Annotated in this window: 12 protein-coding genes; 6 read left to right on the top strand and 6 right to left on the bottom strand. The window is 60.7% G+C overall.

All coding sequences use genetic code 11. The annotated features are described in order from the left end of the window. Nucleotides 1-217: 217 nt before the first annotated feature. The 3 genes from TRP66_RS04630 to TRP66_RS04620 all read right to left on the bottom strand — a co-directional run bounded on the left by TRP66_RS04630 (nt 218) and on the right by TRP66_RS04620 (nt 6316). On the bottom strand, nt 218-5134 hold the full coding sequence (locus TRP66_RS04630; protein ID WP_333400186.1) for an RHS repeat-associated core domain-containing protein: 4917 nt from the start codon (nt 5132-5134) through the stop codon (nt 218-220). A gap of 58 nt (nt 5135-5192) precedes the next feature. Continuing rightward, nucleotides 5193-5636, bottom strand: a complete 444-nt coding sequence (locus tag TRP66_RS04625) for a hypothetical protein (RefSeq protein ID WP_333400185.1) — start codon at nt 5634-5636, stop codon at nt 5193-5195. Nucleotides 5637-5719: 83 nt separating this feature from the next. Continuing rightward, on the bottom strand, nt 5720-6316 hold the full coding sequence (locus TRP66_RS04620; protein ID WP_333400184.1) for a hypothetical protein: 597 nt from the start codon (nt 6314-6316) through the stop codon (nt 5720-5722). A gap of 228 nt (nt 6317-6544) precedes the next feature. On the opposite strand from TRP66_RS04620, the gene TRP66_RS04615 reads away from it, so the two are divergent. The 6 genes from TRP66_RS04615 (at nt 6545) to TRP66_RS04590 (ending at nt 21917) form a co-directional block, all read left to right on the top strand. Next, nucleotides 6545-8020 (top strand): hypothetical protein, encoded by a 1476-nt coding sequence (locus tag TRP66_RS04615; RefSeq protein WP_333400183.1) that lies wholly within the window; start codon nt 6545-6547, stop codon nt 8018-8020. A 36-nt stretch (nt 8021-8056) separates the two neighbouring features. Next, entirely contained in the window at nt 8057-10456 is a 2400-nt protein-coding gene (locus TRP66_RS04610; RefSeq protein ID WP_333400182.1) for a hypothetical protein, read from the top strand. Nucleotides 10457-10467: 11 nt separating this feature from the next. Beyond that, entirely contained in the window at nt 10468-12822 is a 2355-nt protein-coding gene (locus TRP66_RS04605) for a hypothetical protein (RefSeq protein ID WP_333400181.1), read from the top strand. Next, nucleotides 12819-15746: a hypothetical protein gene (locus tag TRP66_RS04600; RefSeq protein WP_333400180.1), complete on the top strand. Its 2928-nt coding sequence runs from the start codon at nt 12819-12821 to the stop codon at nt 15744-15746. The genes TRP66_RS04605 and TRP66_RS04600 overlap by 4 nt, the downstream gene beginning before the upstream one ends. An 87-nt stretch (nt 15747-15833) precedes the next feature. Continuing rightward, the gene (locus tag TRP66_RS04595) at nt 15834-20369 is read left to right on the top strand and encodes an RHS repeat domain-containing protein (protein WP_333400179.1); all 4536 of its coding nucleotides are present in this window, start codon (nt 15834-15836) and stop codon (nt 20367-20369) included. Between the two features lie 102 nt (nt 20370-20471). Next, a complete protein-coding gene (locus TRP66_RS04590) occupies nt 20472-21917 on the top strand; it encodes a hypothetical protein (RefSeq protein WP_333400178.1) in 1446 nt (481 codons plus the stop codon). Between the two features lie 35 nt (nt 21918-21952). On the opposite strand, the gene TRP66_RS04585 is transcribed toward TRP66_RS04590, so the two are convergent. The 3 genes from TRP66_RS04585 to rloA are packed head-to-tail and all read right to left on the bottom strand — an operon-like array spanning nt 21953 to nt 25003. Continuing rightward, nucleotides 21953-22924 carry an alpha-L-glutamate ligase-like protein gene (locus TRP66_RS04585; RefSeq protein WP_333400333.1) on the bottom strand — a complete coding sequence of 324 codons (972 nt, stop codon included), beginning with the start codon at nt 22922-22924 and terminating at the stop codon, nt 21953-21955. Next, complete coding sequence (gene rloB, locus TRP66_RS04580; RefSeq protein ID WP_333400177.1) at nt 22924-24462, bottom strand: osmotic stress tolerance membrane protein RloB; 1539 nt, start codon at nt 24460-24462, stop codon at nt 22924-22926. The genes TRP66_RS04585 and rloB overlap by 1 nt, the downstream gene beginning before the upstream one ends. 4 nt (nt 24463-24466) lie before the next feature. Continuing rightward, nucleotides 24467-25003 (bottom strand): retropepsin-like aspartic peptidase RloA, encoded by a 537-nt coding sequence (rloA, locus tag TRP66_RS04575; RefSeq protein ID WP_333400176.1) that lies wholly within the window; start codon nt 25001-25003, stop codon nt 24467-24469. Nucleotides 25004-25327 lie beyond the last annotated feature (324 nt).

Genomic DNA, 25327 nt, shown 5'->3' with positions numbered 1-25327 from the left:
CGCGGATGGCGCTTCATGACCAGACTGAGTGCTACTCGGCCGCGAACCGTCGCATACTTCCGGCTGTCAGGCAGATCTGCCTTTTGCGAACGGCCCGTTCATAAGGTCGGCAAGCATCAGTCGGGATTCGTGAGAAGGAGGGATGCCAGTCAATGGCGCAAGAGTGCGGGCGGTGGTGCCACCGCCCGTTGAGGAAAATTTCTCTGGAGAATCCTGGTCAGGCTTGCAGCCAGCCTGCTCCGTGGCCAACTTTCGTCCATGTTCCGTCTGGCTCTTTCTGATAGGAACCAGGTGTAAATGGAAGTCCATTGGCGGCTGGCAGTGGCAGTGGCGGTGGCGGTGGCGGTGGCGCTGCCGGCGCTTCAACAGTCTGAGCGCCCGTATTCGACGACAGGCTGGCACGGCGGCTCTCCCCGTTTCCAGCAGAGCCGGCAATACTCCCCCGGGGCGTGGTTGTCCTCGAATAATCGATTGATGGGCTCCTGATCGAGGAGGCCTCGCTAACTTGAGGCAACGCGGGCTGCGCCGGGGTACCCCCGCTCGTAACGGAACCTCGGGGGCTTCCCGCTGGGGAAGTCCCGACTGACCGCTGGCCAGCCAGGGCGTTACCAGATCCTGTCACTTTCGCAGCCCTGCCGGCCCGCCACGCTTGAAACTTCCCTGTGGCCTTCGGCCCCAGCCCTGTCAAGAGAGCGCCTATGGCGCCAGCGGCGATACCGATTGTCATGAGCGTGGAGTCGTTCTGGAGGACGCCTGCCACCTGAAGGCCGACGCCCGCAACCTGTAGCCCCACCCCGACCACACCCGCAGCCAGCCCCAGGGAAAGGCCGCCGGTCCAGGGCACCAGTGCCGCGGTGCCGATCAATGTCACAACCGCCAGTCCCACCCCCAGCCACTTCATCCAGCCACCACTTTCCTTCGGCTGTTCGGGAGGGTCTTGATAATCCGGCAGATCCCCGCCTGGGCGATCACGGCCGCCGCTGCGATGCCCGGTCGGGTCTCGGAAACTGATGGGGTTGCCGTTGCAGTACATGTACGGGTTGACGCCCCCGGCCCCGAACGGACTGAGCGAGTCCGGGCTGTGGAAGCGCATCAGCGTGGGATTGTAGGCGCGGTAACCGCGGCCCAGGAGGTACCAGCCCAAGTCTTCGCGGTGTTCGCCATTGAAGGCCAGCAGGCTGAGCAACGAATCGTCCGTCTGCTCGCCGTAAGGGCTGTAGCAGCGGTCATGCAGTGAGCCGTCACTACGATGTTCCCCGATGACGCTGCCACCGGCATCCGTCAACAGCAGCAGATCCTGCCCAGGGTCGGCCGGTTGCTGCTGCCCGACGGGTGTGTCGCCGATATGCAGACATTGCGTCAGCACTTGGTCCTGCACCGTTCGGCTGAGCTTGTAACCCTGATAGAAGCGCAAGCTTTCGTTTGCGTTGCCGTTACGCACCGCCAGCAGGTTATCGTGCCCGTCATAGCGACACGTCATGACATGCTCGTCGTTGGCGGACTTTCTGACCTCTACCAGACGACCCTGGTCGTTATAGGTCAGACGGTTGCCTTGTTCGTCGTTGAGCATATGGCCGTCAGCGTCGTAACTGAAGTCGAGGGCCGCGGGATAACTGGCGTGGGTATGGGTGACCTTCACCAGCTGGCAAGGGTCGTCGCTGGCATAGCTGAAGCGAGCCAGGTCCCGGCTACCGTCCTCGTACCGGCTGAGACAGGTTTCGACGTTGTCCAGGGGATCGAACACGAACACCTGCTCGGTCAGCCGGTTGCCTTTGGCATCGGTTGGCAATTGCGTACCTTCGCAACTGTAATGGTCCAGACGACCGCGCAGATCATAGGAAAAGGTTTCCTTGCACAGGCTTGTTCCACCCACTGACAGATCCCGGGTGTGCAACTGGTCATCGTCGTACCAGGTCTGGGTAATGACCCGCTGAGGCTGCCCGGTCAGGGTCAAGGTGCGCTTGAGCTCCCGGTCCAGCGAGTCGTATTCGATGGCGGTGAGCAGACTGGCCCCGGTCTCGCCGTGGCGCGCCTCTCTCCAGCTCAGCCTGCCCCAGTCGTCGTAGTGCGATGTCGTGTTCAGTTTCCCTTGAGTGACGCTGGCGACGCGGCCGAAAGTATCGTACTCGTAGAGCGTCTCGAAACCGTCTGTGGTGGTTTCCGTCAGGGGACGGCCGCGCAACGAATTCAGGTAGTCGGTTTCGCGCCGTTTACCCGCGTCGGTGCGGGCTTCATGGCGTAAATAGCCAAAACTGTCATACCGGTACCGGATATCCTGTTCATCAACCGTCTTTCCAGTGCCGGTGATCAAGGCCGTCTGGCTGTCGTAGGTGTACTCCACTTTGCGGGTCAGGTCGCCGGCGGGCGTGATGGATCGCGGCTGCTCGGTCAGCTCCAGCGTATAGGTGTAGTCAAAGAGCTTTTTCGAGGGTGTGACGCGCTGACTGACCTGCAGCGCGTCACCTTGATAGTGGTACTGCTCGATACGGGGTCCGACCTTGAGTTCGGTCAGCCGCCCCAGGCTGTCGAACGACTGGTGGCCAAGCACCATGGGCGCCCGTGACTGGTTGTCCGGGACGACCGTTATGCTGATGGGCAGCTCAGTGGCGCTGTGCTCGGCGAAAGCACGACTGATGACAGTCTGGTCGGGCAGAGTGGTGTCGGTCATGCGTTCCCAGATGTCGTATTCATAGCCCGTGACCCGGCTCAGATCACTCAGGCGCTGCTCCTGTTCAACGCAATGTCCCCGGCCGTCGTAGGCGAAGTGGAATGAACCCACCTCCAGTCCCGTGTTGTCTTGCCGGATCACAGAGTCCGGCTTTTCGAAGGCGTTGAACTCGGTGATGCTTACGCCGCTCTTCGTGCCGGGGTTGACGTGAGGATCGGGAGCGCGCTCTTGCCAGACCCTTTGAACGCGGCCACGGCGTCCGAAAGGGGATATCTCGGTGAAGCTGCTGACACCGTCAGGGCCCGTGACTTTGTATTCCTGCCCCCAATCGTCGTACTCGTAATGCGTGGAGAGTGCCAGCTCCCGGTCCTGGAGCCAGTCGTACTCGGTGGCTTGCGCGAGCAGACCTTCAGCGCTGTAATCCGCCGTATAAGTCCTGCGCCACGTCGCACTATCTTTTTCGAGTCGTTCTTCGCCAATTACCCGGCGCATTCCGTCCAGCAAGGTGCGGGTAGTGACACCGCTGACATCAACGACTTCCTGGGTGGCTTGTTGCCCGTGCAAGGAGGTCAGACGGTAGGTGTAACTGCGGGTCGCTTCATACTCGCTGCCCGGCGCAACCGTCTCGCGGACCAGCCGGCCCAGCGCGTCATAATCCCGCTTGATCATTACCCCGTTGATGTCCTCGCTCACCCGCATATCGGCGGTAATCATGGACTGCTCGCTGCTCATGACCTTCTGGCAGCCGTCGAAACCGGTAAGGGTTTCGACGATCCGGCAGACTTCTTCGCCGGCCAGGCGGCTGTTCACCTGGCTGTAGGTGTGCCGGGTGGTCTCGCTGTAACTGCCAAACTTTTCAGTGACGCTGGCCAGCCGGCCATGCAGCCAGGAATCGGCCGGCCGGTTCTCGTACGTGGTATTGATGACACGCAGTGGCGTAGCCGCCGGGTCCGCGCTGTCGGCGTGGGATTCTTCGTCTATCACCAGCCAGTCTTCGCTGCCGGTAATGTCCAGCGCGGGCAACGACCTGTATCGGTAGCCGGTGTACAGCGTCGGAGCTTGCCCGCGGGCATCGGGGGTGGGGCAGGAAATTTTCTGCTTCTGCCAGCGCACGAAACCATGAGGGTCAGGGGGGCAGCCGTCTTCGCCATCTTTGCTGTACCAGGTATAGATTTCCCGCTGACCATCGGCTGTAACCCTTTCGGTCATGTTGCCGAGTTCGTCGAAGGTCGTGCTCTCCTGCACGGACCGCAGCCGGGTCGGATCGCTGGTCAGGCGCCATTGGGTGGTCACGGTACTGGGCAACTGAAACTGCGGTGGCTGGTCGTCGAACGAGACGTCCCTGTCATGGTAGCGGGTGCTGACCTGCTGCACGCAGTCGCCCTGGGTAGTGATTTCCTCGGTCTGCAAGTGAAAGCGGTTGAAGGTACGGTTGACGGAGCGGACGGACTGGCCGCCCGCATTGAGGGTCGCCAATGAACCATATTCGTAACCCGCTGGCGCCTTGTAGAGGTTGTCCAGACCGTCGTCGTCCCAGCCAATGGGCGCGCCGTTGCCGAGGAAGTTGTGGTCGGTGTAGGTGTAGGTAACCTCGACCATGGGTTGCTCGAAGCCCGGGAATACCCGATGCCGGGTGACGCGAGGCAGCGGATCGCGGGCCACGCCGGGGTAGCGGTGACCGCCGTCCAGATATTCGATGGTTTCGCGCCCTCCCACCGGGGTCTGTACCTCGATCAGGCACAGCACGCCGAATTTTTCCTCGTAATCGAAACGCCAGGATGCGCGTTCTTCGGTGGGCAGGACGACCACCCTGACCCGGCCGTCGCCGTCCAGCTGCATTTCGAAGGTGGCCAGCGGTCCACCGCCCGGCCCGCTGTCGGGGTGCAGATGAAAGCGCACGAAGCTGTCACCGGAATCGCGCTCGATGCGCAGCAGGGTGCCGTAGGCGTCGCTGATCGTTTCCAGCATCTGGCCACCGCGAAACGCGCGGTAGGTCAGGTCAACCGAGTGCCCGGAAGGGGCGAGGATCCGCTCCGGCAACGCGACCCGCTGATCGGCGCTGCCGCCGGTGCACAGGATTTCCACCAGTCCGGATTTGTGGACCACCCGGTAGCTGCCGTTGCCCTGATCGTAGAAGTGGAAACTGTCGAGTTTCTTTTCCTTGATCACAGGTTGCGTGCCGCTGCCGGTGACCTTGAAGGTCTCGCCGGTGCTCAGGGCCAGCATTTGGTCGCCGGGGGTGTATTGCGACAGGTTGAGATTCCAGCCCAGGCCGAACCCCGAATCGCCGACGTTCAGCGGGTTGAACTGCAGCTGCAAGGGCACGGCCGGTCCGCACAGGCGGTTGGTCTTGAGTTCGGGCAGATCGACCGAGACCGTGTACTGGCCGGTACGGGGATCCACGGCATGCTGTAGATGGCCCATGAAGTTGAATGCATTTGAGTGAACTTTGCTGGAAGTGGTCATCGCTCGAACTCTCCCTGTGACGAGCTGGCTTGTTTAACATCCATTTGACGCCGTATTGTCAGGGTGGGCTGGTAGGCGCCGTAATCCGTATGTACGACAGCGCGTCACGGATATTGTCTGTACCGTGGCGCCATTTGCCGACCAGTAACAGTCCTGGCGCGATAATTTGCCCGACCTGGTAGCCATAGGCTTCCTCAAGTTCGATCAGGCGCGTAGCAGTCAACTTGCGGGTCGTCATGAACTCCATCCAGAATCTCTGATCTTCGCTATGCGTATACCAGTCGCTGTCACAAAGGAATATCCGCGTTGCGGAAGCAAATTCTCCAAGCTGAATCTGGCGTGCGACGTTATTCGGGCACGGCGGATTGGGATCTGTGAGCGTCCATTCCCGGTAGACGCCGGAACCGGAGGGCGGGCCGGCCACCGAGTATTTGGCATTATCCTTGTCGAGAATAACCAGCGAGCCGGTCGCAGTTGTTGAAGCGGCAGTGTGAGCATTCATGAAGGAGACTCCTTACAGGCAAAGCGACGCCTGCGGTCGTGAAAAACGGGGCATCGATCACGATGCGCTTCGGGCGCAAGACACTACCAAAGCGTTCCGCACAGATATGAGGTATCACCGTTTTCGTCCCCCTTGTGATACTTGCCAATCATCACGGTGTTTTCATCGCACGTAAAATCGTGGCTGTCCTCATCGAAGTTCTTGCTCCAGTTTGGCTGCGGAACCACCTGCATGATGTTGCCCCAGCTGTCCTTGAGGCTGGAGCAGGTAAAATGTTCCGGGTCGTTCTCGTCACCTTCGTGAATTCTTCCAGTCAACATCTTGTTTTCGGGACAGATGAAAGAGACTCCATCTTCAGGGTTATTCGAGTGCTGTTCGGAATCCACCAGCGGGCCCAGCACGCCGAATTGATCGACCTTCCCGCATCTGTAATTTGTATCTCCGTTTTCGTCCCCGCTGTGCTTTCTGCCCACGATTACATAGCCAGAGGTGCCGTTTCCCTCGTCGCCACACGTGAATCTGTGGTCGCTTTCCTCTTGATTGTTCGACAGAGACAAGTCGTTGATGACCTTGGCCTGGGCGCGGGGCTTGATGGGCTGCTGATCAGCATGCGCGTGGATATACGTCATGCAGAGTGTGGCCAGCGCTGTCAGACCTGCTTTTCTGATTCCGGTTTTCATGACGGGCACCTCCTTGTGCCGTATGACGTTGGCCACCCGCGGGTCGCCAATCGTCAGGTGTAATTGCTGTGCTCGCAACGCACGCCTCATGAGCAGTGGTTGAAAGGTAGGAACTCCCGGCCGGTCTTACAACCTAGCGATTGCGCTAGCTGGTCGACGGCATCGTGGCGGCGTAAAAATCCGGCAAAAGCGATCCAGCATCAGCCTTGATCAGGATGACACCGAACCATGAACAGGTCCTACCCCGTGGTCAGCAGTACGACCGCATCTTTACAAGCGAACGAACTGCCGGTGGTGCAGTTCAAGCAATCCCATGATCTGGCCCTTGACCCCGAGGTTGTGCCCGCGCAGGGTGCGCTTGCGGTCATTCCGGCCTATGCCGCAATGGCCGAGAATGACCAGGTCGAGTTCACCTGGCGGGGGTTTTTCGATGAACAGCCGATACTGTGGCAACGGGCTTTGACGGTCAGTGCCGAGCAGGTAGGCCGGCCACTGCAGGTGTATGTGCCGCGCGCGGAAGTACAGATAATCGAGGACAGTCATGCCGAGATCCTGTACTCCCTGTTATCCGGCCACAGACGCGTCCAGCCGGAGTCACCGATCCAGACTTTCAGAATCGAAGCGCCCACCAGGGAGCGACTGCTCCCGCCGAGCGTGTTGGGGCACGTAGTGGGTGAACCGCTTGACCCGGCCGACTTTCCGCAAGGCATTGTGTTGCGGCATCCGGCCTACCCAGGGATGCAAACAGATGATTACGTGGTGCTGTACGGCGACGGCACAGGCACTTCCGGCAGCTTTGTCGACTCGAAAATAATCGAGCGTTTCCACGTCGAGGACGGGTGGGTCGATTTTCACATCGCGCCTGGGTGGCTGGTTGCCAATGATGGCGGCGCAGTAACGCTTTTCTACCAGTTCGCTCGCCCTGGCGAGGGTCAAAGCAGCGAGCCGCTGGCGCTGGAGATACGCAAAGCCGAGCCTTTGCCTCCGCCGATCGTAGAGCGCGCCCTGGCTGAATCCGGCCAGTACCTGGGCTATCTATTGGCCCAGCACGCCCTCGACGGGGTCTTCGTACGGGTGCCCGATACCGTACCCCTGGCAGCCGGGGACAGGCTGATCGTGCATTGGCTTGGGCATCCAGCCGGAGGGCAGCACGTCGCTACCAGTCCCGTCCACGAACAGGACCCGCGGCGTTTCTTCATTCCGGCCAGCGCCGTGCCCGCCAACATGGGCGTGCAAGACAGCAAACGCTTCGATGTAGTGTTTCAGCTCGTCCCGGCGGTGGGCAAGGCGCGCTTCTCCACCCCGTTCGGTTTGCGGATCGTGCCACTTGATCAAGCCCGTTATCCCGTCGTTCAGTGGGATCGGCTGGGCAGCGGCACTCGCCTTTCGTTGCAGACGGTGCCCGCCGACGGGGAGCCGCTGCGGCTCGACAGCTGGCCTTTCATGTCCCAAGGGCAGCAGGTCAGCCTGGAGCTGACGGGTGTCGATCCGACTGGCGCACCCGTACGTGAGGTGGTCAGGGATGCGTTGCCGGTCACTCAGCACGAAGCCGCCGCCGGGAAAGTGATAGCCAGAGTGCCCCGAGCGTTTCTGGCAAGTTTGAAGTCCAACCAGTACATCACCGTGATGGCAGCTGTCAGTTTCGATGGCGGCGAAACGCGCATGCCATTTCTTCGCAATTCGGGAGTTCAGCTAGTCCCCTGATTGTGTGTCAAGGTCATTTCAAACGGAGATTGAATCATGAGGCCTTCAATAGACAACCTGCTCGACTGGCTGCGCGAGACACCCAGGACGCTAGGATGGAACGCAATCATTGCCTACGACCGCAGCAAGACCAATGTCGTGTTGCTACAGGAATATATCGAAAAATTTAGCACCGAGAGTTACCTGCCGCCTATCGAGGGGCAGGTGCCGACCACCGAGAATGAGGTGGAATGGGTGTATGACTACTTGATCGACGCACCTCGCTTGTCTTTCGAAAATTCGGTCATTACTGCTTCCAGGGCCAAATTGACGATGACCATCATGGGTGGGTCTCAGGTAAGTATCCGCCAGGAACCGGGTTCCGCACCTGCGGTTACCCGCGTATCGAGCTACAACGCGTTACAAGGGCCGAAATACACGGTCGATATCGACCTGTTGATCGCCGAAGGGTCAGTGGATTCCGCCGGTGCGGTGAAGCTGGACCTGGGGACAGGGAACAACCCCTTGCTGTATTTCGCTCCCACGCTCAACCAGCGTACGAAGGGCGGCCAGTTCATGAAGGGGAAGCTGAGCAGCTTCGAACCCGAAATACGTGAATTCGTGCTCAACGAAATCGGAAGCCAGGCCGGGCAGTTTCTGCAACCTACGTATTTCGTGATCAGAACCCACGCTGAGGTGGGAGCCAAGACGGCGCGCGCGGCAAACTTCGGCGAGGGAGCGGTGCTTCTGTTCGTCACCATGAACGGCGAGGCCAACGGGTCGATCCCGGCGCAGGACAAGGACATGCACTTCCTGATTCCCGCAGGCGACTATTCGGCCACGATTCTGATGGGGCAGCGCTTTCTGGTGAAACGTATCCTGAGCCAGGGTCTGGTCAAGCTCGCAGGGGGCACTCCGCTCGAACAGACGATTACAGGGCCGGCGGAGGGGTTCGCCGAGAGTATCGTGGTCACCCGAGGAACACGTCAGAGCGGCGGGCTCACTGCAACGCTCCCGAACTACAGCTCGGTGAATCTTCATTCCTTCACATTGCCCATCGGCTCGGCCCTGACGCTGGAGATTGACCGTGCTCAGGAACTGCTCCGACTTCGCTGGACCACGAGCATCGAGGCGCCATGCGCGATCACCCCTAGCGGCAGCAACACGGTCGATGGCACGTTGAATCTGTCCTGGCGGGTGGAGCAAGCGTACAAATTCCAGTCTGTCGGCAATACCGGAGAACTAAGGCTGGAGGCCGTGGCGCAGGACAGCGTCAAGCAATATAAAGTCGCTCCCGGCACGTTCGCCTCGCGCCCCGAGGTTACCGGAAACTTCCACGAAATCGCAGAGCGTCTCGAAAGCTGGCTCGCCGACGAACTCGATATACCGCTCAACCAGTTCGCCTCGGTGGTCGACGAAATCGACGTGTTCCGTCTCAACAGCCTGTTGTTTCGTGGCTCCAACATCGTGCACTTCACCCGCTCGCAAGATCCCGGCGATCTGGCCATGCTCGGCGAACTCGCACCCGGCCTGACCGAGTTCGCCATCTCGCCGCTGGAACCCCGGACCGGGCCGGGCGGGCAGGTACAGTTTCATACCGAACCGCCGGTACCGGGTGTTTCGTGGCGAGTGGACAACATTCCCGGCTATACCGGCGCGCCAGGCTCCATCGATCCCTCTGGCAAGTACACCGCGCCTGTCAAAGACCAGATCGAAGGCTTTTTCATGAGAGTCAGGGTCACCGCATACAAAGATGGCTACTCCAACTCTGCGCTGGTGACGGTGCTGGTGCGTGAGATTCTGGTCAATCCGATGATTCAGGTTTGCGGGACGAGCTCTGCCGGAAGTGAGCAGGCGCGCGAAATGGCGGCCGGGAGCCTGAGTGACGGCCCCTTGACCTGGTCGGTGGTCGGCAGCTCAGGGGCATCGATAAGGCCCAGCGCGATCGAGGGCGGCGACCATACGTTTGTCGCCGGTCCGGCCAATCCCGATGTCCATTTCAGTGTGGAAGAGGTTCAAGTCAAGGATGCCGCAGCCCGAACCGACTCGGCGTGGGTCTTGGTCATTCACAAGACCGTCAACGCGACGATCAAGCTCCAGCCGCTGGCGGAGGATCGCGTGCAGTTGCTCATGGACCTGGGTGAGGGGCCTATCCCGCCGGAGGACGCCGAGAAGTTAGGGCTCCAGTGGACGCTGCTAAAGGGAGGGGGCGCGGTGGGTTCCGGCGGCGTTTTTCAGGCGGATCCGGCCTCGCCGTATCGCTTCGCGGTCGTGGTCGGGAACATACCGCCGCCGGTTCCGGTTTATCCGAGTTTTACGGCCTATATCATCCTGCCGTTGCCGCTGATCGCGCTGCCGCAATTGATGACAGCGCTTGAAAGATCGGACGCGTACTTCAGGGCGGTACCCGCCCTTGGCGAAGAGCAGGCCGGGAAGATACTTACCGGCGAGGCATAAAGGTAATCGACATGGAACGTCATACTGCTGCTTCACTTTTGCAATGGCTTGGGGAAAAGCCGCGTTCGCTGGGCTGGAACGCGATCATTGCCTACGACCGGTCCCATGCCAACACGGCTCTGATTCAGGAGTATATCTCCCGCTTCGACGCCACCAGTTATCTCAGACCCATTACCGCCAGGGTTGCGATGAGCGAGGAGGAGGCGCAATACCTGTACGGCCTGACCCTGGACTGCCCAAGGCTTACGTTCGAAAACGCGACCGTAAAATGGTCGCTCGCCAGATTGCGGGTGAGGGTGGTGGGAGGCACGCAGTTGACGACGCGCAAACCTCCAGGGGGCGTTGACCAGGTCGTCAGGGTGTCCTCCTATGATGCGGTAAATGGTCCGGACATCACCATGGGCCTGACCCTGGCGGTCCTGCTCGGCTCGGTCGACGTACAGGGGCGGGTCGTCATCGACCTGTCAAAAGGTACCGAAATCGATGTGAATTTTGCCGATAGCCGTGACCATCGCAGAATCGGCGGAGAGTTTTTCCGGGCGTATTTCGAAGGTCTTCCCGACGAGCAGAAAGTGTTCGTGCTCAGCGAAGTCGCCAGTCCGGAAGGGCAGATGCTCAAGCCGCGCAACGTTCAGATTCGTACCCACGCGCCGCCGGGGGCGGACGTACCCGCAAGTCCGGAATACGGACTGGGCGCGGTCTTGATGTTTCTGACCATGGAAGGAGAAAACTACGGCACCTTTCCTGAGAGCGATGCCGACCTGCCTTATCTGATTCCGGCCGATGACGGGGCCAACCTCAGTTCGGCGATGCTGGTAGGCAACGATTTTCTGATGCGCACCTTCATTGAGGAAGGATGCCGACGCATTACCCAGGATCCTGAAGCTTTCGCCTGGCAGACCCATACTGGCGCGAGTGGCTTCATCGAAGGCTTGAGCGTGACCCAGGGTGAACGCACGGGTGCGGAGCTGAACACCGTTCTTCCCGCTTTTCCTTCCCTATTCTGCTCCGGATTGCGTACTCCGCTGGCATCTCAAGGCACCGGTCAGGCCACTTTCGACGTGCGCATCGAGCAGGATGTGCTGGTCATGGACTGGCAAGGATTTGTCGACCAGCCGCTCACGTTGCGCACTGCGCAAAACATCACGCATACCCAAGCCGTGCGGCTGGCCTGGAAATGGCGCGGGACCTTCGCGTTGCGGGTCGATGCCCAGTCCGGCGCTCTGCAGTGGGCTGCTGTTCCCGAAGCGGAACTGATGCAGTGCAAGGCGGCGCCTTTGGAGTATGCCGATATCCCTGAAGTCGCCGGTCATTTCGGTGAAATCGCAGGCTACCTGGAGCCTGAGCTGGCAACGCATTTGCGTAACAGCGCGGCCGACTTCGTGAGCCCGCTACAAGATCTGGACCTGTTGCGCCTCAACAGCCTCCTTTTCCGAGACCGCTACCTTTTCGAACCGGTTGAAGGGCATCTGCCGGGGGATCTGTACGTGACCGGCAGGATCGCGCCGCGCGCCAGCGCTTTTGTAGTCAACCCTGTGGAACCCATGGTTGGCCCTGGGCAAACACTGCAATTGACTACTGTCCCGGCTGTGGACGGTATCGCATGGACAGTTCAGAGCATTGTCGGCAGCAGCAAAAATGCTGGCGCTATCGACGCCTCCAGCGGCCTTTATACCGCTCCGGCAATGCAGGACATCCAGGGCACCTTCAGTCGCGTTCGGGTTACCGCGACTCAGGGAGAGTATTCCAGCAGCGCGCTGATCACTGTCGTGCTGCGGGATGTGACCTTCAACCCGCTGGTGGTGGTGTGCGGAGCGGGAATGAAGACCGAAATGTCCGCCGCCGCCCGAGACGGCAGTCAGCTGCAGTGGTCGCTGGGCGGCCAGGTTCCAGGCTCGCAGATTGTTCCCAGCGTCGAGCCCGGAGGCGATCACACCTACGTCGCGCCAGAGCTGTCTTCCGGGCCGCAACCTGCGTTCAGTCTGGACGAAGTCCATGTCCAGCGGTCGGGCGATGCGGTTCGGTACACCTCTTTTGTGCTGGTGGTACACAAAGCCGCGACTGCGACGATCAGCATCCGGCCGGACGCGGACCTGCCGGAAGGTAGCGTGCGCCTGGTCGCCAATCTGGGCGAAGGGGTCATCGAATCAGGCGCTACCTGGACGTTGCTCGCCGGTAGCGGCCGACTGGACGCGCAAGAGGGCGTTTATAGCGTCGATCCGGCAGGACAGCACCGATTCGCGTTGATTACGGTCACAATCGAAGCACCGTTGCCAGGGTTTCCTGCTTACCACGGCTATTTCATCCTTGCGCTGCCCCTGACAATGGCGCTGGCGCAGCACTATTCAGCGGGGGTTTCGTCATGACAGACAACTCTTTGCAAGACCTGCTCCAGCGTCTTGAGCAGGGGAACGTGACCCATGGCTGGGGCGCGATCATGGCCTACAGCCGCGATGAGGTGAATCGTCTGTTGGCTCAGCAGCATATCGAAGGGGTGGATGACCTGCGCTTCCTGCTGCCCTACACCGAAACGTTTTACGTCAACGATGAGCGCACCGAGGAAGTGGAGTTGCGGGGAATCGTCCTGGGCGCGCCGGTTTTTTCATTCGAAACCGCGTCCCTCAACCGTTCGGCGGTGACCATGACCCTGAATATCACCGGCGGCACCTATTCCAGCCGCAGACATGCGCCGGGAGTGCCGCCCACGGTACTGACCGCGTTCACGATTACCGAAGACTTGGGTTTCCACGTGCGCATGACCGCTGATATCGGTCAGTCCACAGGGGTCGTAGACAAGCATGGGCGGTTGACCGTGGATCTGTCCATCGGTGAAAAAGTGGTCTGCAACCTGGGCAGCGTGGAGAAAGTCCGGGAGCGGATAGGCCAGTATTTTCAGGGCTATTTCGCAGGGCGACCTGAACAGCAGCGGCGATTCATCATCGGTACTGTCGAGCTGGACCATTACGACCCGCTGAGTCCCGTTGCATTCGCCGTACGCACACAAGCCGCGCCTGGCGCGCATAACGCGCGCGCAGCCAACTACGGCGACGGCGCGATCGTAGTGTTTATTCGTCTTAAGGCTCAAGAGGGGCAGCCCAATCCCGGCTTGCCAATCGAAGGCAGCGATTTTCCTTATCTGATTCCGGACGATGTCTCGGGCGGTAATGCTCGCTATAGCGCCTCGTTGTTGATTGGCAGTCCTTATCTGCATCTGGAAACCGAGCCTCAGGTCGAGCGGCTTGCGAACATGATGTTTCCGGGTGATTACCGCTTCGTTTACAGCGATGAGGATCGCTATCAGCCCCATGATCTCGTGATCTTCGGTAATGTCGCGCTCAAGCCGGACGGGGCGTCTGTCGAGCCTTCTGTCGTAGAACTGGGTGCCGCCATGAGCCAACAGTTTGTGCTGCGCAAGGGCGACGGATCCACGGTCACGGCGGCGCGTTGGACAGTCCGCAGCCCTGACTATCCGAATGCCACAGGCAATATTTCCTCGAATGGCGTCTATACCTCGCCCGCCCCGGCCGCCAGTCGCAGACACCGGATGCCGTTGGTGGTAACGGCCAGTTATCAGCAGGCTGGCCAGGAAAAACGCGTTTCAGCACTGGTGCAGGAACGGTACGAAAGTGTGAATATCGCACCTTTGGTCCAGGTCAAAAGTGGGACCGATGCGACACCGGTCACGGTGAGTGCGACGACTATCGGCACTGCGCCTGTACGTTTCAGGCTGCTGGAGCCGACGCTGGGCGCTCGTCTGGAGCCGCTGGACGCCAATAGCCAGAATTATTTCCCTCCGCCCGAGCTACAGACCGAACCGCTGGTGGCGCAGTACGTCGAAAGCTGGGAAGAGGGCAGCCGGGAAAGGGCTCTTGCGACGATCCTTCTGGTCAACAAACCGATGTATCTGGCGCTCGAACCGTGGAGCGTCACCGGTCTGGCTCCGGGTGAAACAATACAGCTGCAGGTCGGCGGCGGAATCGATCCGGGCTTGTTGAACTGGAGCGTAATCGGCGACGGAGTGGTCGACAGCGGTGTTTACACAGCTCCTTTGGAAAGCGACACCTGGGTCAGCATAGTCGTCTGTGAGCTGCCATCTCCGTATCCTCTCTTTCCATCCCAGTGGGGCTATACGGTCATCAACCGTCAGCCGGTTCAGCAGCAATACGTGCCGGACCGCTGGGAAGAACTCAGCGTGTTCAGCATCGAAGCACCCGGCGGCTTGACGACCTGCTACTCCAACGGGTATCAGCAGATCCCGGTCGTCATCAAGCTGGAAACCAAGCCGGTGGAAATCGATGGTCAGCTTGTCGAGATCCCGGTCAGCGATGTAGAACTCTCGAAGTTGCAGCTCGTCGACGAAATCACCGGTCAGGTCGTGCCCTTCATCGACTCCCTCCAGGAGGGTATTCACCACGACGATGCTGTTGATTGGGCTGTCCATGTACGTCCGAACCGGTTCAGGCACTATTCATCGGGAGAAGCAGGACCCAGAGCAGGATACAGCGCCCCTCAACCTGCCAATAACGCGACCCGTTATCGCGAGTTTTTCATCCACATGGCGGTGGATGGATCACGCTCTTTCTATGCGCAGTTCCAGGCCGACAACGGCAGCTGGTGGCGTTCCAACGAGGACGTTGGGGGCGAGGGAACCCTTATGGTCAGAGGCGTCAGGCCCCCCAGCATAGACCCGACTCCCGGAAACAATTATGAACTGGTCCGTGAACGCGTTTACAACGGCGATGGGTATGCGGGCGACGACGGCGAGGAGTTCGATTTCTACCTCAGTTCCATCGATCATTGGCGCTTGAAGTACAAGAGGATGGGACTTTATCCGGTTTCATTCGCCACTGTGGAGTTCGAGAGCAACATCTCCACCATTCAGTGGGAAAGCGAGTTTCTCGAAGAGAAGTTCTTCAGTTATACGGGCTACGCGTTCTACCCAGTGCCTTACAGAGGTCACGATCGTCGGCCCGACGGCCTGTCATTCGACGTTTTTTACCGGGCGCTGGTGCAAAGCGTAGCGGCGAACCCGGTGGACGACCAGTTCCATGGTGACGCCGGTCCGTCCCCAGGCGAGCTGATATTCAGCCTGCACCGCGTGGCGGACATGCCGTACTGGTATGACGGGCTGGCAGGCGGGGAACCGCTGCGTGACTATCGCGCGCGCCTGGATCCCGCGGTAGTAGTGGTGTTGCTGGACGAAGAAGGCAATCGACATCAGTTGCAGATCGGATTCCAGCCGCCGACCGTGCCGGACAGTCGTAATCAATTAAGGCTGCAGGCTCGTTGAGGGTGACGGATTGCAGCGAGAGGGACGCTTGGTCACGCGTTCCTCCTTTATTCGGATGACGGAACACAATACAGACAGGGATTTGCCATGACTGTTAAAAGCGCTATTCATTCCAATGCATTCAATTTTCTGAGTTTTTTTCTGACCGGCGTTGATCCGCGCACCGGCCAGTACACGGTCTCGGTCGATCTGCCCGAACTCAAGACCAACCGCCTGTGCGGACCGGCCGTGCCCTTGCAGTTGCAGTTCAACCCGCTCAACGTCGGCGATTCGGGGTTCGGCCTGGGCTGGAACCTCAACCTGTCGCAGTACACTCCCAGCGACCAGATGCTGGCTCTGAGCACAGGCGAGACCTTCAAGGTCACCGGCAGCGGCGCGCAACCTGTGATCAAGGAAAAGAAACTCGACAGTTTCCACTTCTACGATCAGGGCAACGACAGCTACCGGGTGGTCCACAAATCCGGACTGGTGGAAATCCTGTGCACCGGCGGCAGCGCCGATCAGCGGGTCGCGTTGCCGGAGCGGATCCTCGCCCCTTCCGGGCATTCGGTTGACCTGACCTACCGCGCGTTTCGCGGTGGCCAGATGCTGGAAACGATCAGCGACGCCTACGGCACCCTGCTGCGCATCGAGCGCGATTCCGGTGACAGCTTCGTGCGCTTTCATCTGCACCCCGACAGCGGGCCGGGCGGTGGACCGCTGGCCACCTTCGAAATGCAGCTGGACGGCGACGGCCGGGTCAGGGCCGTCATCCTGCCCACCGAGGAACGGGCCTCCTGGCGTTTCGATTACGACGAAAAATTCGGCGTGCTGTGCCTGATCGAGGTCCAGACCCCGGTGGGAGGACGCGAAACCATCGAGTATCTGGACGGCGGTCACCGCTACCCCGGCGTGGCCCGCGACCCGCTGCCGCGCGTCACCCGGCATCGGGTGTTCCCAGGCTTCGACCAGCCCATGGTCGAGGTCACTTACGCCTATACCGATCACAACTTCCTCGGCAACGGCGCGCCCATTGGCTGGGACGACGACGGTCTGGACAACCTCTACAAAGCGCCGTCCGGCTACGAATATGGTTCAGTGGCGACCCTCAATGCAGGCGGCCAGCCGGTACGGTCCGTCAGTCGGACCTTTAACCGCTTTCATTTGCAGACCGAGGAAGTCACCACCCAGGGCGACTGCGTGCAGCAGGTCAGCACCCGCTACCATGACAGGGACGTCTCGTTCGACGACCAGCCACCGCAGTTTCAGTTGCCCAGTACCGTGACCACCCAATGGCGGCTGACCAGCGACCCGACCCGCCTGCGATCCGTGCAGGAGAGCACTGCCTTCGACGAACACGGCAACCTGGTGGAGCAGGTGCAGGTCAACGGCGTGCGTGAAACCCGGACCTGGTACAGCAAGGATGGCGAGGACGGCTGTCCCCCCGACCCGCAGGGCTTCGTACGGCAGCAGAAGGACAGCACTACCTGGCCTGCGGACAGCCAGCATGGGGATGCGCCGACGTTGCAGGTTCGTTATCGCTATCAGAGCCTGCCCGCCCTGTCGTCCAGCGGCGGTGACGACTGGCTGGTGATTCAGGACGAGGGTCTGACCAGCAGCGACGACGCGCACGTAAGGCCGCTGCGGATGACCGAAAGCGCTTATTACAACCAGCCCGGCAACTCCGCTCTCCATGGCTTGCTGCGCACGGAAACGCAGACGATGAACGGTCGCGCCACGCAGACGGATTACAACTACGAGGTGCTGTCCAGCCGTCAGGCCGGCGAGACGGTGCAGCAGGTGACCGAAACCCTGACCGGGTTTGAGGGCAGTCAGAAGCGGATTATGCGTCAACACTCCCTGCTCAACGGCGAAGTGCTGCTGGACCATGACACTGACAATGACGTGCAGATCAGCTACGGGTATGACGCTCTGGAGCGGGTGGTCAGGGAAACCGTGGCACCCGGCACCGAATTCGAAGCCAGCCGCCGCTACGAATATGTGCTCACCTCGATGCCGGGGCAGCAGGCCAGTCAGCTGGCGACGAATGTCGACGGCGTAGGCACCCGAACGCTGGTTGACGGGCTCAACCGAGTGATCGCCGAGGAGCGGCAGGATGCAGACGGCGTCCGTTCCGACCAGTATCGACAGACCTACACGGCGCTCCATGATGAACTGGGCCATGTCGTCGCGGAGACCGAGTACGACTGGTTCGGCGAGCAGACCCTGGCGCTCGAGCGGATATTCGAGTTCGACGACTGGGGCGAGCAGGCGTGCGAAACGAGGCCCGACGGTGTCCGGTCGTTCAGCCGGACCGACCCTATCGGAACCGTTGATTCGAACGGGCCGATTACCCGCAGCTGGCAGCAAGGGCAAGGCCGGGAGAACGCCGAGGGCGTCACCGAAACCTGGAAGAACCTGTTCGACAAACCCGCGCGAGTGGAGCGGCTGAATAAAGCGGGCGAGCGCTTGAGCCTGCATCACTACCTCTATGACGGGCTGGGGCGCACGGCCGAGGAAACCGATGGCCGGAATGCCCGGACCCGGTACGGCTATGACGCTTTCGATCGCATCACCGAAACGGTACTGCCGGACGACGCCGTGGTGCTGCGCAGCTATGCCGAGCACAGCGACCAGGATCTTCCGGTCGGGATAAGCGTGAACGGCATTGAACTGGGAACTCAGGTGTTTGACGGCCTGGACCGCAGGGTTCAATCGACAGTCGGCGGTCGTCTTCAGACTTTCACTTACGACCCGGGACGCTTGCAGCCCCGCACAGTCACTACCCCGGCCGGCCAGGAGGTCGCCTACGATTATCAGCCGTTGCTGAACGATGAACCGCTGCGCCGCCACCTTCCGCACAATCTGACGGCGCAATACGACTACGACAAGAAAAATGCGCGGCTGACGGGTTGCCAGGAGGCCGATCAAGTGCTGACACGCAGCTATTTCAGCACCGGCAAGCTCAAGTCCGAGACGCGGCGTCAGGCTGCGGATGAACCGCTGAGCATGCACTATATCTACAGCCGCGCGGGGCGTTTGCTTGAGTACACCGACGTGCTGGGCCAAACCCAGTATTACCGCTATGACCGGGCCGGGCGTCTGGAATCGACAGAGCTGGGCAGTCTGACCAGCGCCTTCACCTATGATGATCTGGGCAGACTGGCGAGTATCCGTACCCTGGACGGCGAGCGAAGCCTTTCGGTGACGCTTGAATATGATGACCTGGGGCGCGAGACGTTGCGCACCTTCGATCTCGATGGCGTGGTCCAGACCCTGGCCCAAGAGTACGACGCTGTGGACGCGGTCGAGCGTCGAACCCTGATGCAGGGTGCGGAGCTGCTGCGAGACGAAACCTATCGCTATGACCTTCGAGGCCGGTTGGAAATCTACACTTGTCAGGGCAGTCAGCCTCCCGTGGATCCGTACGGGCGCATCATTGCGCGACAGGTATTCGGGTTCGATGAACTGGACAACATGACGCTGGTTCAGACCATGGCGCCCGACGGGGTTGACCTGGCTCGCTTCACTTATGATGAGCGGGATCCCACCCAGCTTCGCCGCGTCACTCATTCCGACACGGCTCAATATCCAGCGCAGATCGATCTGGATTACGACCCTAACGGCAATCTGATCCACGACGAGCGCCAACGCACGCTGACCTACGATTCGCTGAACCGGCTGCTGACGGTCGAGGAATCGGACGGCGGACAGAACCCCTACCGTTATGACCCGATTGACCGCCTCGCAGGTGCGGGGCCGGACGACGAGCAGCGCTTTTACCGGGAGGATGAGCTGGCCACGCGCCTGCGGGGTGCGCAGCGGATCAGCTTTGTGCGAGGTCAAGGGCAGGTGCTGGCTGAAATCCGGGACAATGGAGGGTCGGGTTCTCAGTTGCTGGCTTGCGATGCCCGGCAAAGCGTGTTGAGCGAAACGGCCGAGGACCAGACGACGCAGGTTATGGCCTATAGCCCATACGGCTGGCGCGAGGAGAGTGCTCAAACCGGCACCCCTCTGGGGTTCAACGGCGAGTTGCGCGAGCATGCAACGGGCTGGCAGATGCTCGGCAACGGTTACCGCGCCTTCAACCCGGTATTGATGCGTTTCAACAGTCCGGATTCGCTGAGCCCGTTCGATGAAGGGGGGGTGAACGGTTATGCGTATTGTGAAGGGGATCCGGTGAATCATGCTGACCCCAGCGGGCATTTCATTGGCATGGGCGCCTTAGCCGGGATTCTCGGAATAGCGGGCGTAGGATTGATCGTTTGGGGCACGCAGGTCAAAGATAACCAGGTCTTGCAGACAGCGCTGTACGTTGCCGGCGGGATGCTGCTGGCGGGCGCGCTGTTGACGGCAGGATTGGGGGCCATGGGAACTTCAGCTAGGACGGTGAATAGCAGAGCCGCCTGGCAAACAAGGAGAATGGGCGATGTTCCGTTCGGGGGGCAACGCACTCGGGTGCCAGACGACATTTACAGACATCCGCCTCCGTCGCGGTCGCCCGGTCGCGCACCTGCCCTGGTAAGCAGGTCTTCCGGTCAGGCCTCAGGCGGAGCGCCGCAAAGGATCAACAATTCTGTCGGACCCGTCGCGCGCAAGGCGGCGCATCACCGCGCAGGGACACAGATTCGGAAGGACAAGTGAACCGCTCTGGCGCGGCAACCCCGTAACCCGGTCGCGGTGTGACCTACAACCAGGAATCTCGGGAGACCAGGAAGGCCTTCCCTTAATGACAGGAGTGCTCTCATGTCTACTCTTTCTCCAGGCGCGGATGACCTCCTGCCACCGCCAACCGCTCCGGATGCACTCCCTGATATCCCGGGCGGCGCGACCAATCTCATACCGGTTTCCGCCACGACGGCGCCCTTGCGTATCGAATTTCCCATGTGGCACAACAGTTTGCCGTCGCCGGAAAACCCGGAACGCCTGGTTCTGCACTGGGGTAAAGCCTCTTTCTCCAAAGAATGGACCGCACCGGTGGCCGCAGATGATCTGTTCATCATGGTTCCTGTGGCAGCGCTCGCGGATGGAGTATTTGCTGCCCACTACGTCGTTACCATCCATACCGGCAATCCCGCTGGTTCCGAACCCCTGACGGTCACCATCGACAAGACCGCGCCGGTGCTTGCGGCAAGCGAGCGGCTGATCTTTCCGACAGAAATCATCTCCAACGGTGTGACGGCCGGTTATCTGGCTGCTCATGACGACAAGGTCATGGCGGATCTGCCCCGTTATGGCGAGCCTGGCGCGGGCGATGAAATCACCTGGTACTGGGATAGCACGCCGGACAGTCATGAGGAGGTCGACACCTGGTCATTGGTCGAGGACGACACCAGCAAGCCGTTCGCGATTGCCTTCGAGGGCAGCATGATTCGTAGTCGTGGGGATGGTCCGCGTCGAGCCTACTACCGAGTGCGTGACAGGGCCGGGAATCTCAGCCCCTATGCTGAAGCGGTAACGCTGCAGACCCGGGTCGTGGTACGTGATCTGGATTGGCCGGACGTGGAACATGCAACAGGATCGGGCGAGCAGATCACGCTTGCGCCCGAGCGTGCGGCGGCGGGTGCCACTGTCATCGTGCCCGACACGGCAATCATCTATCCCGACGAAACAATTTGGGTGCAATGGGGGGAGCAAGATACATCAGGCTCTTACCGGACTTCGACCCCCGCGTCGCCGGGTTCACGGCGCTATGTGATTCCCAAAGAGTATGTGGCCGCTCATATAGGTGGCAGACTTCCTGTCACCTACGATGTCACAGGGCCGTCGACTTCGTATCCCTCAGCCATCAGGCGGCTGCAAGTACTTGCGCTCGATCCCGCCCGGCTGCCGCTCATCCAGGTCGTTGGTTTGGCAGGCAGCAGGCTGAGTCTCGCCAGCATCCCGGCCTCCGGACTGCCACTGGCGCTGGGTACCTGGACCCTGATGGCAACTACTCAATGGGTCCGGATCCGGATTACCGGTGTGAACACCACCGGGCAGCCCGTAGAGCAGGTCGTCATGGACAACCATCCGGTCACTTCCTCGGAGTTGATAAGCGGCATCCGGGCAAGCGTGGTCAAAAGCTTTATGGCGGGACTGAAGCTCGATACCAGGTTTTCCCTGCAAGTATTCGTGAGCTTCAACGAGGGCGTGACCTGGCCGACCACTCCGAATTTTCCGGTGAACGACGACATCACGCTTGTGGCATGACGGCCGCCGCCTTGGCGACAGGATGAGGAAGCAGGTCAGACGACGTGCCCGAATGCCTCCTGCACAAACTTCAACCGCTCCACCGCCGTCTCCCGCTCCCCATTGCGCGCCAGCTCTTCCAGGCGCGCCTCCACCGCCTGGGTCCTGTGAGTCAGCCCGCAGTCGTTGGCGATCTGGATATTCAGGCCGGGGCGGGCGTTGAGTTCAAGGATCAGCGGGCCTTTGTCTTCGTCCAGCACCATGTCGACGCCGATGTAACCCAGCCCGCACAGCTCGTAGCATTCGGCGGCCAGTTTCATGAAGCCGTCCCAGGTGGGCAGTTGCACGCCGTCGACCGCGTTGGTGGTGTCGGGGTGTTTGCTGATGATGTTGTTCAGCCAGGTGCCCCGCAGGGTGATGCCGGTGGCGAGGTCCACGCCGACGCCGATGGCGCCCTGGTGTAGGTTGGCCTTGCCGCCCGATTGGCGGGTCGGCAGGCGTAGCATTGCCATCACCGGATAGCCCATCAGCACGATGATGCGGATGTCCGGCACGCCTTCGTAGCTGATGCTCTTGAAGATCGGGTCGGGCTTGACCCGATACTCGATCAGCGCGCGGTCGCGATGCCCGCCCAGGGAATACAGCCCGGTCAGGATGCTCGACACCTGATGCTCGATTTCCCCATGGCTGATGATGCGTCCGGACACCGTGCGATAGCGTTCCTCGAAGCGGTCGGCGATGACCAGGATGCCGTCGCCGCCCGCGCCCTGGGCCGGCTTGATGACGAAATCGCTGCGCCCGCCGATGATCTCGCCGAGCTTGTCGATTTCCTTCTCGGTCGAGATCACCCCGTACATCTCCGGCACATGGATGCCGGCCTGAATCGCCCGTTCCTTGGTGATGATCTTGTCATCCACGATGGGATACAGGCTGCGCTTGTTGTACTTGAGCACGTAGTCGGCGTTGCGCCGGTTGATGCCCATGATGCCCTTGGCTTCCAGCGCCTTCCAGGTCTTCCACCAGCCGATCACTTGGCGTGTTCCTCTTTCAGGAACGCCTTGAAGCGTACCAGTTCGGTCAGGCGGTAGCCGCGATAGCGGCCCATCGCGAGCATGAAGCCGACCAGCACCAGCAGCACGGCAGGGAAGGTGAACACGAAGTAGGTCAGTTCCGGGATGCTCATGATCAGGTGCGCCAGGGAGGCGGCGAACAGGGTGCCGATCGCGACTTTCATCGCATGGCTGGCGCCGCGCTCTTCCCAGGTGATGGACAGGCGTTCGATGGTCATGGTCAGGATCACCATCGGGAACAACGCTACCGAGAGCCCGCGTTCCAGCCCCAGCTTGTGGCTGAACAGGCTGATGGCCGCGATCAGCACTACGACGAAAGTCAGCACCACCGAGAGGCGGGGCAGCATCTGCAATTTCAGGTGTTCGAGGTACGAACGCAGCGACAGGCCCAGCGCGGTGATCACGGTGAACAGCGCGATGCCGAAGCCCAGCTGGGTTTCACGGAACGCCAAAGCGATCAGCACCGGGGTGAAGGTGCCGAGGGTCTGCAGCCCGATCAGGTTGCGCAGCACCAGGATCACCAGCACGCCAATCGGGATCATGACCATGATCATGAAGGTCTGCTGGGTCTGCAGCGGCAGGCCGTAGAGCGAATAGGACAGGAAGTCCGCGTCGGTGCTCTCGTCGGTCAGCTTGGCCAGACGCATGGCGTTCATTTCGCTGTTGTTCAGGCTGAAGGTGACCTGCGCCTTGCGCCCGCCCTCGGTGGTGATCAGGCTTTCCTCGCCGGTCCACCACAGCAGGCGGTCTTCCGGCAAGCCGGCTTCACCGGTTTCCGGATTGAAGTACAGCCAGTCCTTGCCATTGAAGCTGCGCAGCCATAGTTCCGGTGTCTGCGGCTGGTCGGCGATCAGGCGGATGGTGTGCGCCTTTTCCATCGGCACATGGGCAATGGACAGCAGCAGTTCGGTGACCTGTGCCTTCTTGCCCGCCGAGGTATCGCCGCCCAGCAGCAGCTTGACGTTGTCGTCGTTGAGGTTGTTGACCCGCTTGATGGCTTCGGTGATGAAGGTCTCGACGTCCGCCGAATGCTGGCGGATCGGCGCCAGCAGCGCTTCGGCGGCGATCTTTTCAGGCCCCTCCACCGGCAGGCTGTCGCGGAAGATCGGGCCCTTGAGCTTGGGTTTTTCGCCTGCGTAGCGCTTGGTCAACACCAGTCGGTAGTAGAGGGTCTGGTTGCCGGTGGCGCGCCGGGTCGACCAGGTTACCCGGCGATTGCCGTCGGCGCGGTTGACGCTGACGCCGTAGTTATTGGAAATGAAGCTTTCGTTAAGGCTGATGTAATCGTGGGCCAGTGGCGGCACGAACATCTGGATCTTCACCGATTCCTTGGGTGTGGCAACGAACTCGACCTTGGCGTCGATGTTCCACAGATCGTCGGTTTCTTCTTCGCTCACGGGAATGCCGAGCGCGACTATCTGGTAAGCCGTGATTGCAATGCCCATGGTCACCAGCACAGCGATCAGGATCTTCAGATGGAGCGTAAGAGCGCGCATGTTTCTACTCTGCGTTTTGAGCGATGGAAGCGCAGCCGGGCTTGCCGGCAGCGTATTTGAGGCTCGGGTCGACCACCGCATCGAAATGCTTGAGGGCCTCCGACCCGATCAGAAGCGGGTATTGGAAAGCACTTCGGTCGGTCAAGTTCACTTCCACGGTACGTAAAACTTCACCCATGCAGATATCCAGGCTGATGACCGGGCGGGCGCTGTATTGCTGCTCTTCATCCGGGTCCAGGTCGTCGGCGCGGCGCTTGATCTTGCTGACCCTGGCGAGCGGGCGCTCGATAGGGTGGGCATGACGGTCGTCGATGGCCAGATAGAACCGCACCCAGCTTTCGCCGTTACGCTTGAAATGCTTGATGTCCCTCGCACTCAGGGACGCGGTCTTGGCACCGGTGTCGAGCTTGGCGGCCACTTCGAGGTCCATGTCGTTTAGCCTCGCGTATTCGTTGAGGCCGTAGACAGTCTTGCTGGCGGCGAGGGACATGACCGGCATCGACAAGAGGCAGAGCAGGGCGGGGAGGAGTGCGAGTTTCATAGATCCTGGCGAGTGATATGAGGGTCAATGCAACCTGCAAGGCGAGCCGGCAGGACGGGAGCGCGGTGGGATTTGCGTGGCGCCCGACCGAAGCGGCAGCATTCTAGCACGCAGTATTTCAGGCGCCAGTAAAGCGGCGGGCTGAACATTCCGTAGGACGAATCCAGTCCGGCAGTGGGCCTTAGCGTGCAAGAGCTTATTAGACGATTGTCGACAATCTGCTTATGCTCGTTGACCATCGTCCCGATCGAGGCTAGCTTTCACAAACGGAATCGATCCCCGTAGGAGCGGCTTCAGCCGCGATCGATCTCACAGGCTCAGCCG

This window comes from Pseudomonas sp. JDS28PS106 (assembly GCF_036706555.1).
Classification (GTDB): domain Bacteria; phylum Pseudomonadota; class Gammaproteobacteria; order Pseudomonadales; family Pseudomonadaceae; genus Aquipseudomonas.
This window is presented reverse-complemented; position numbering and strand designations above follow the sequence as displayed.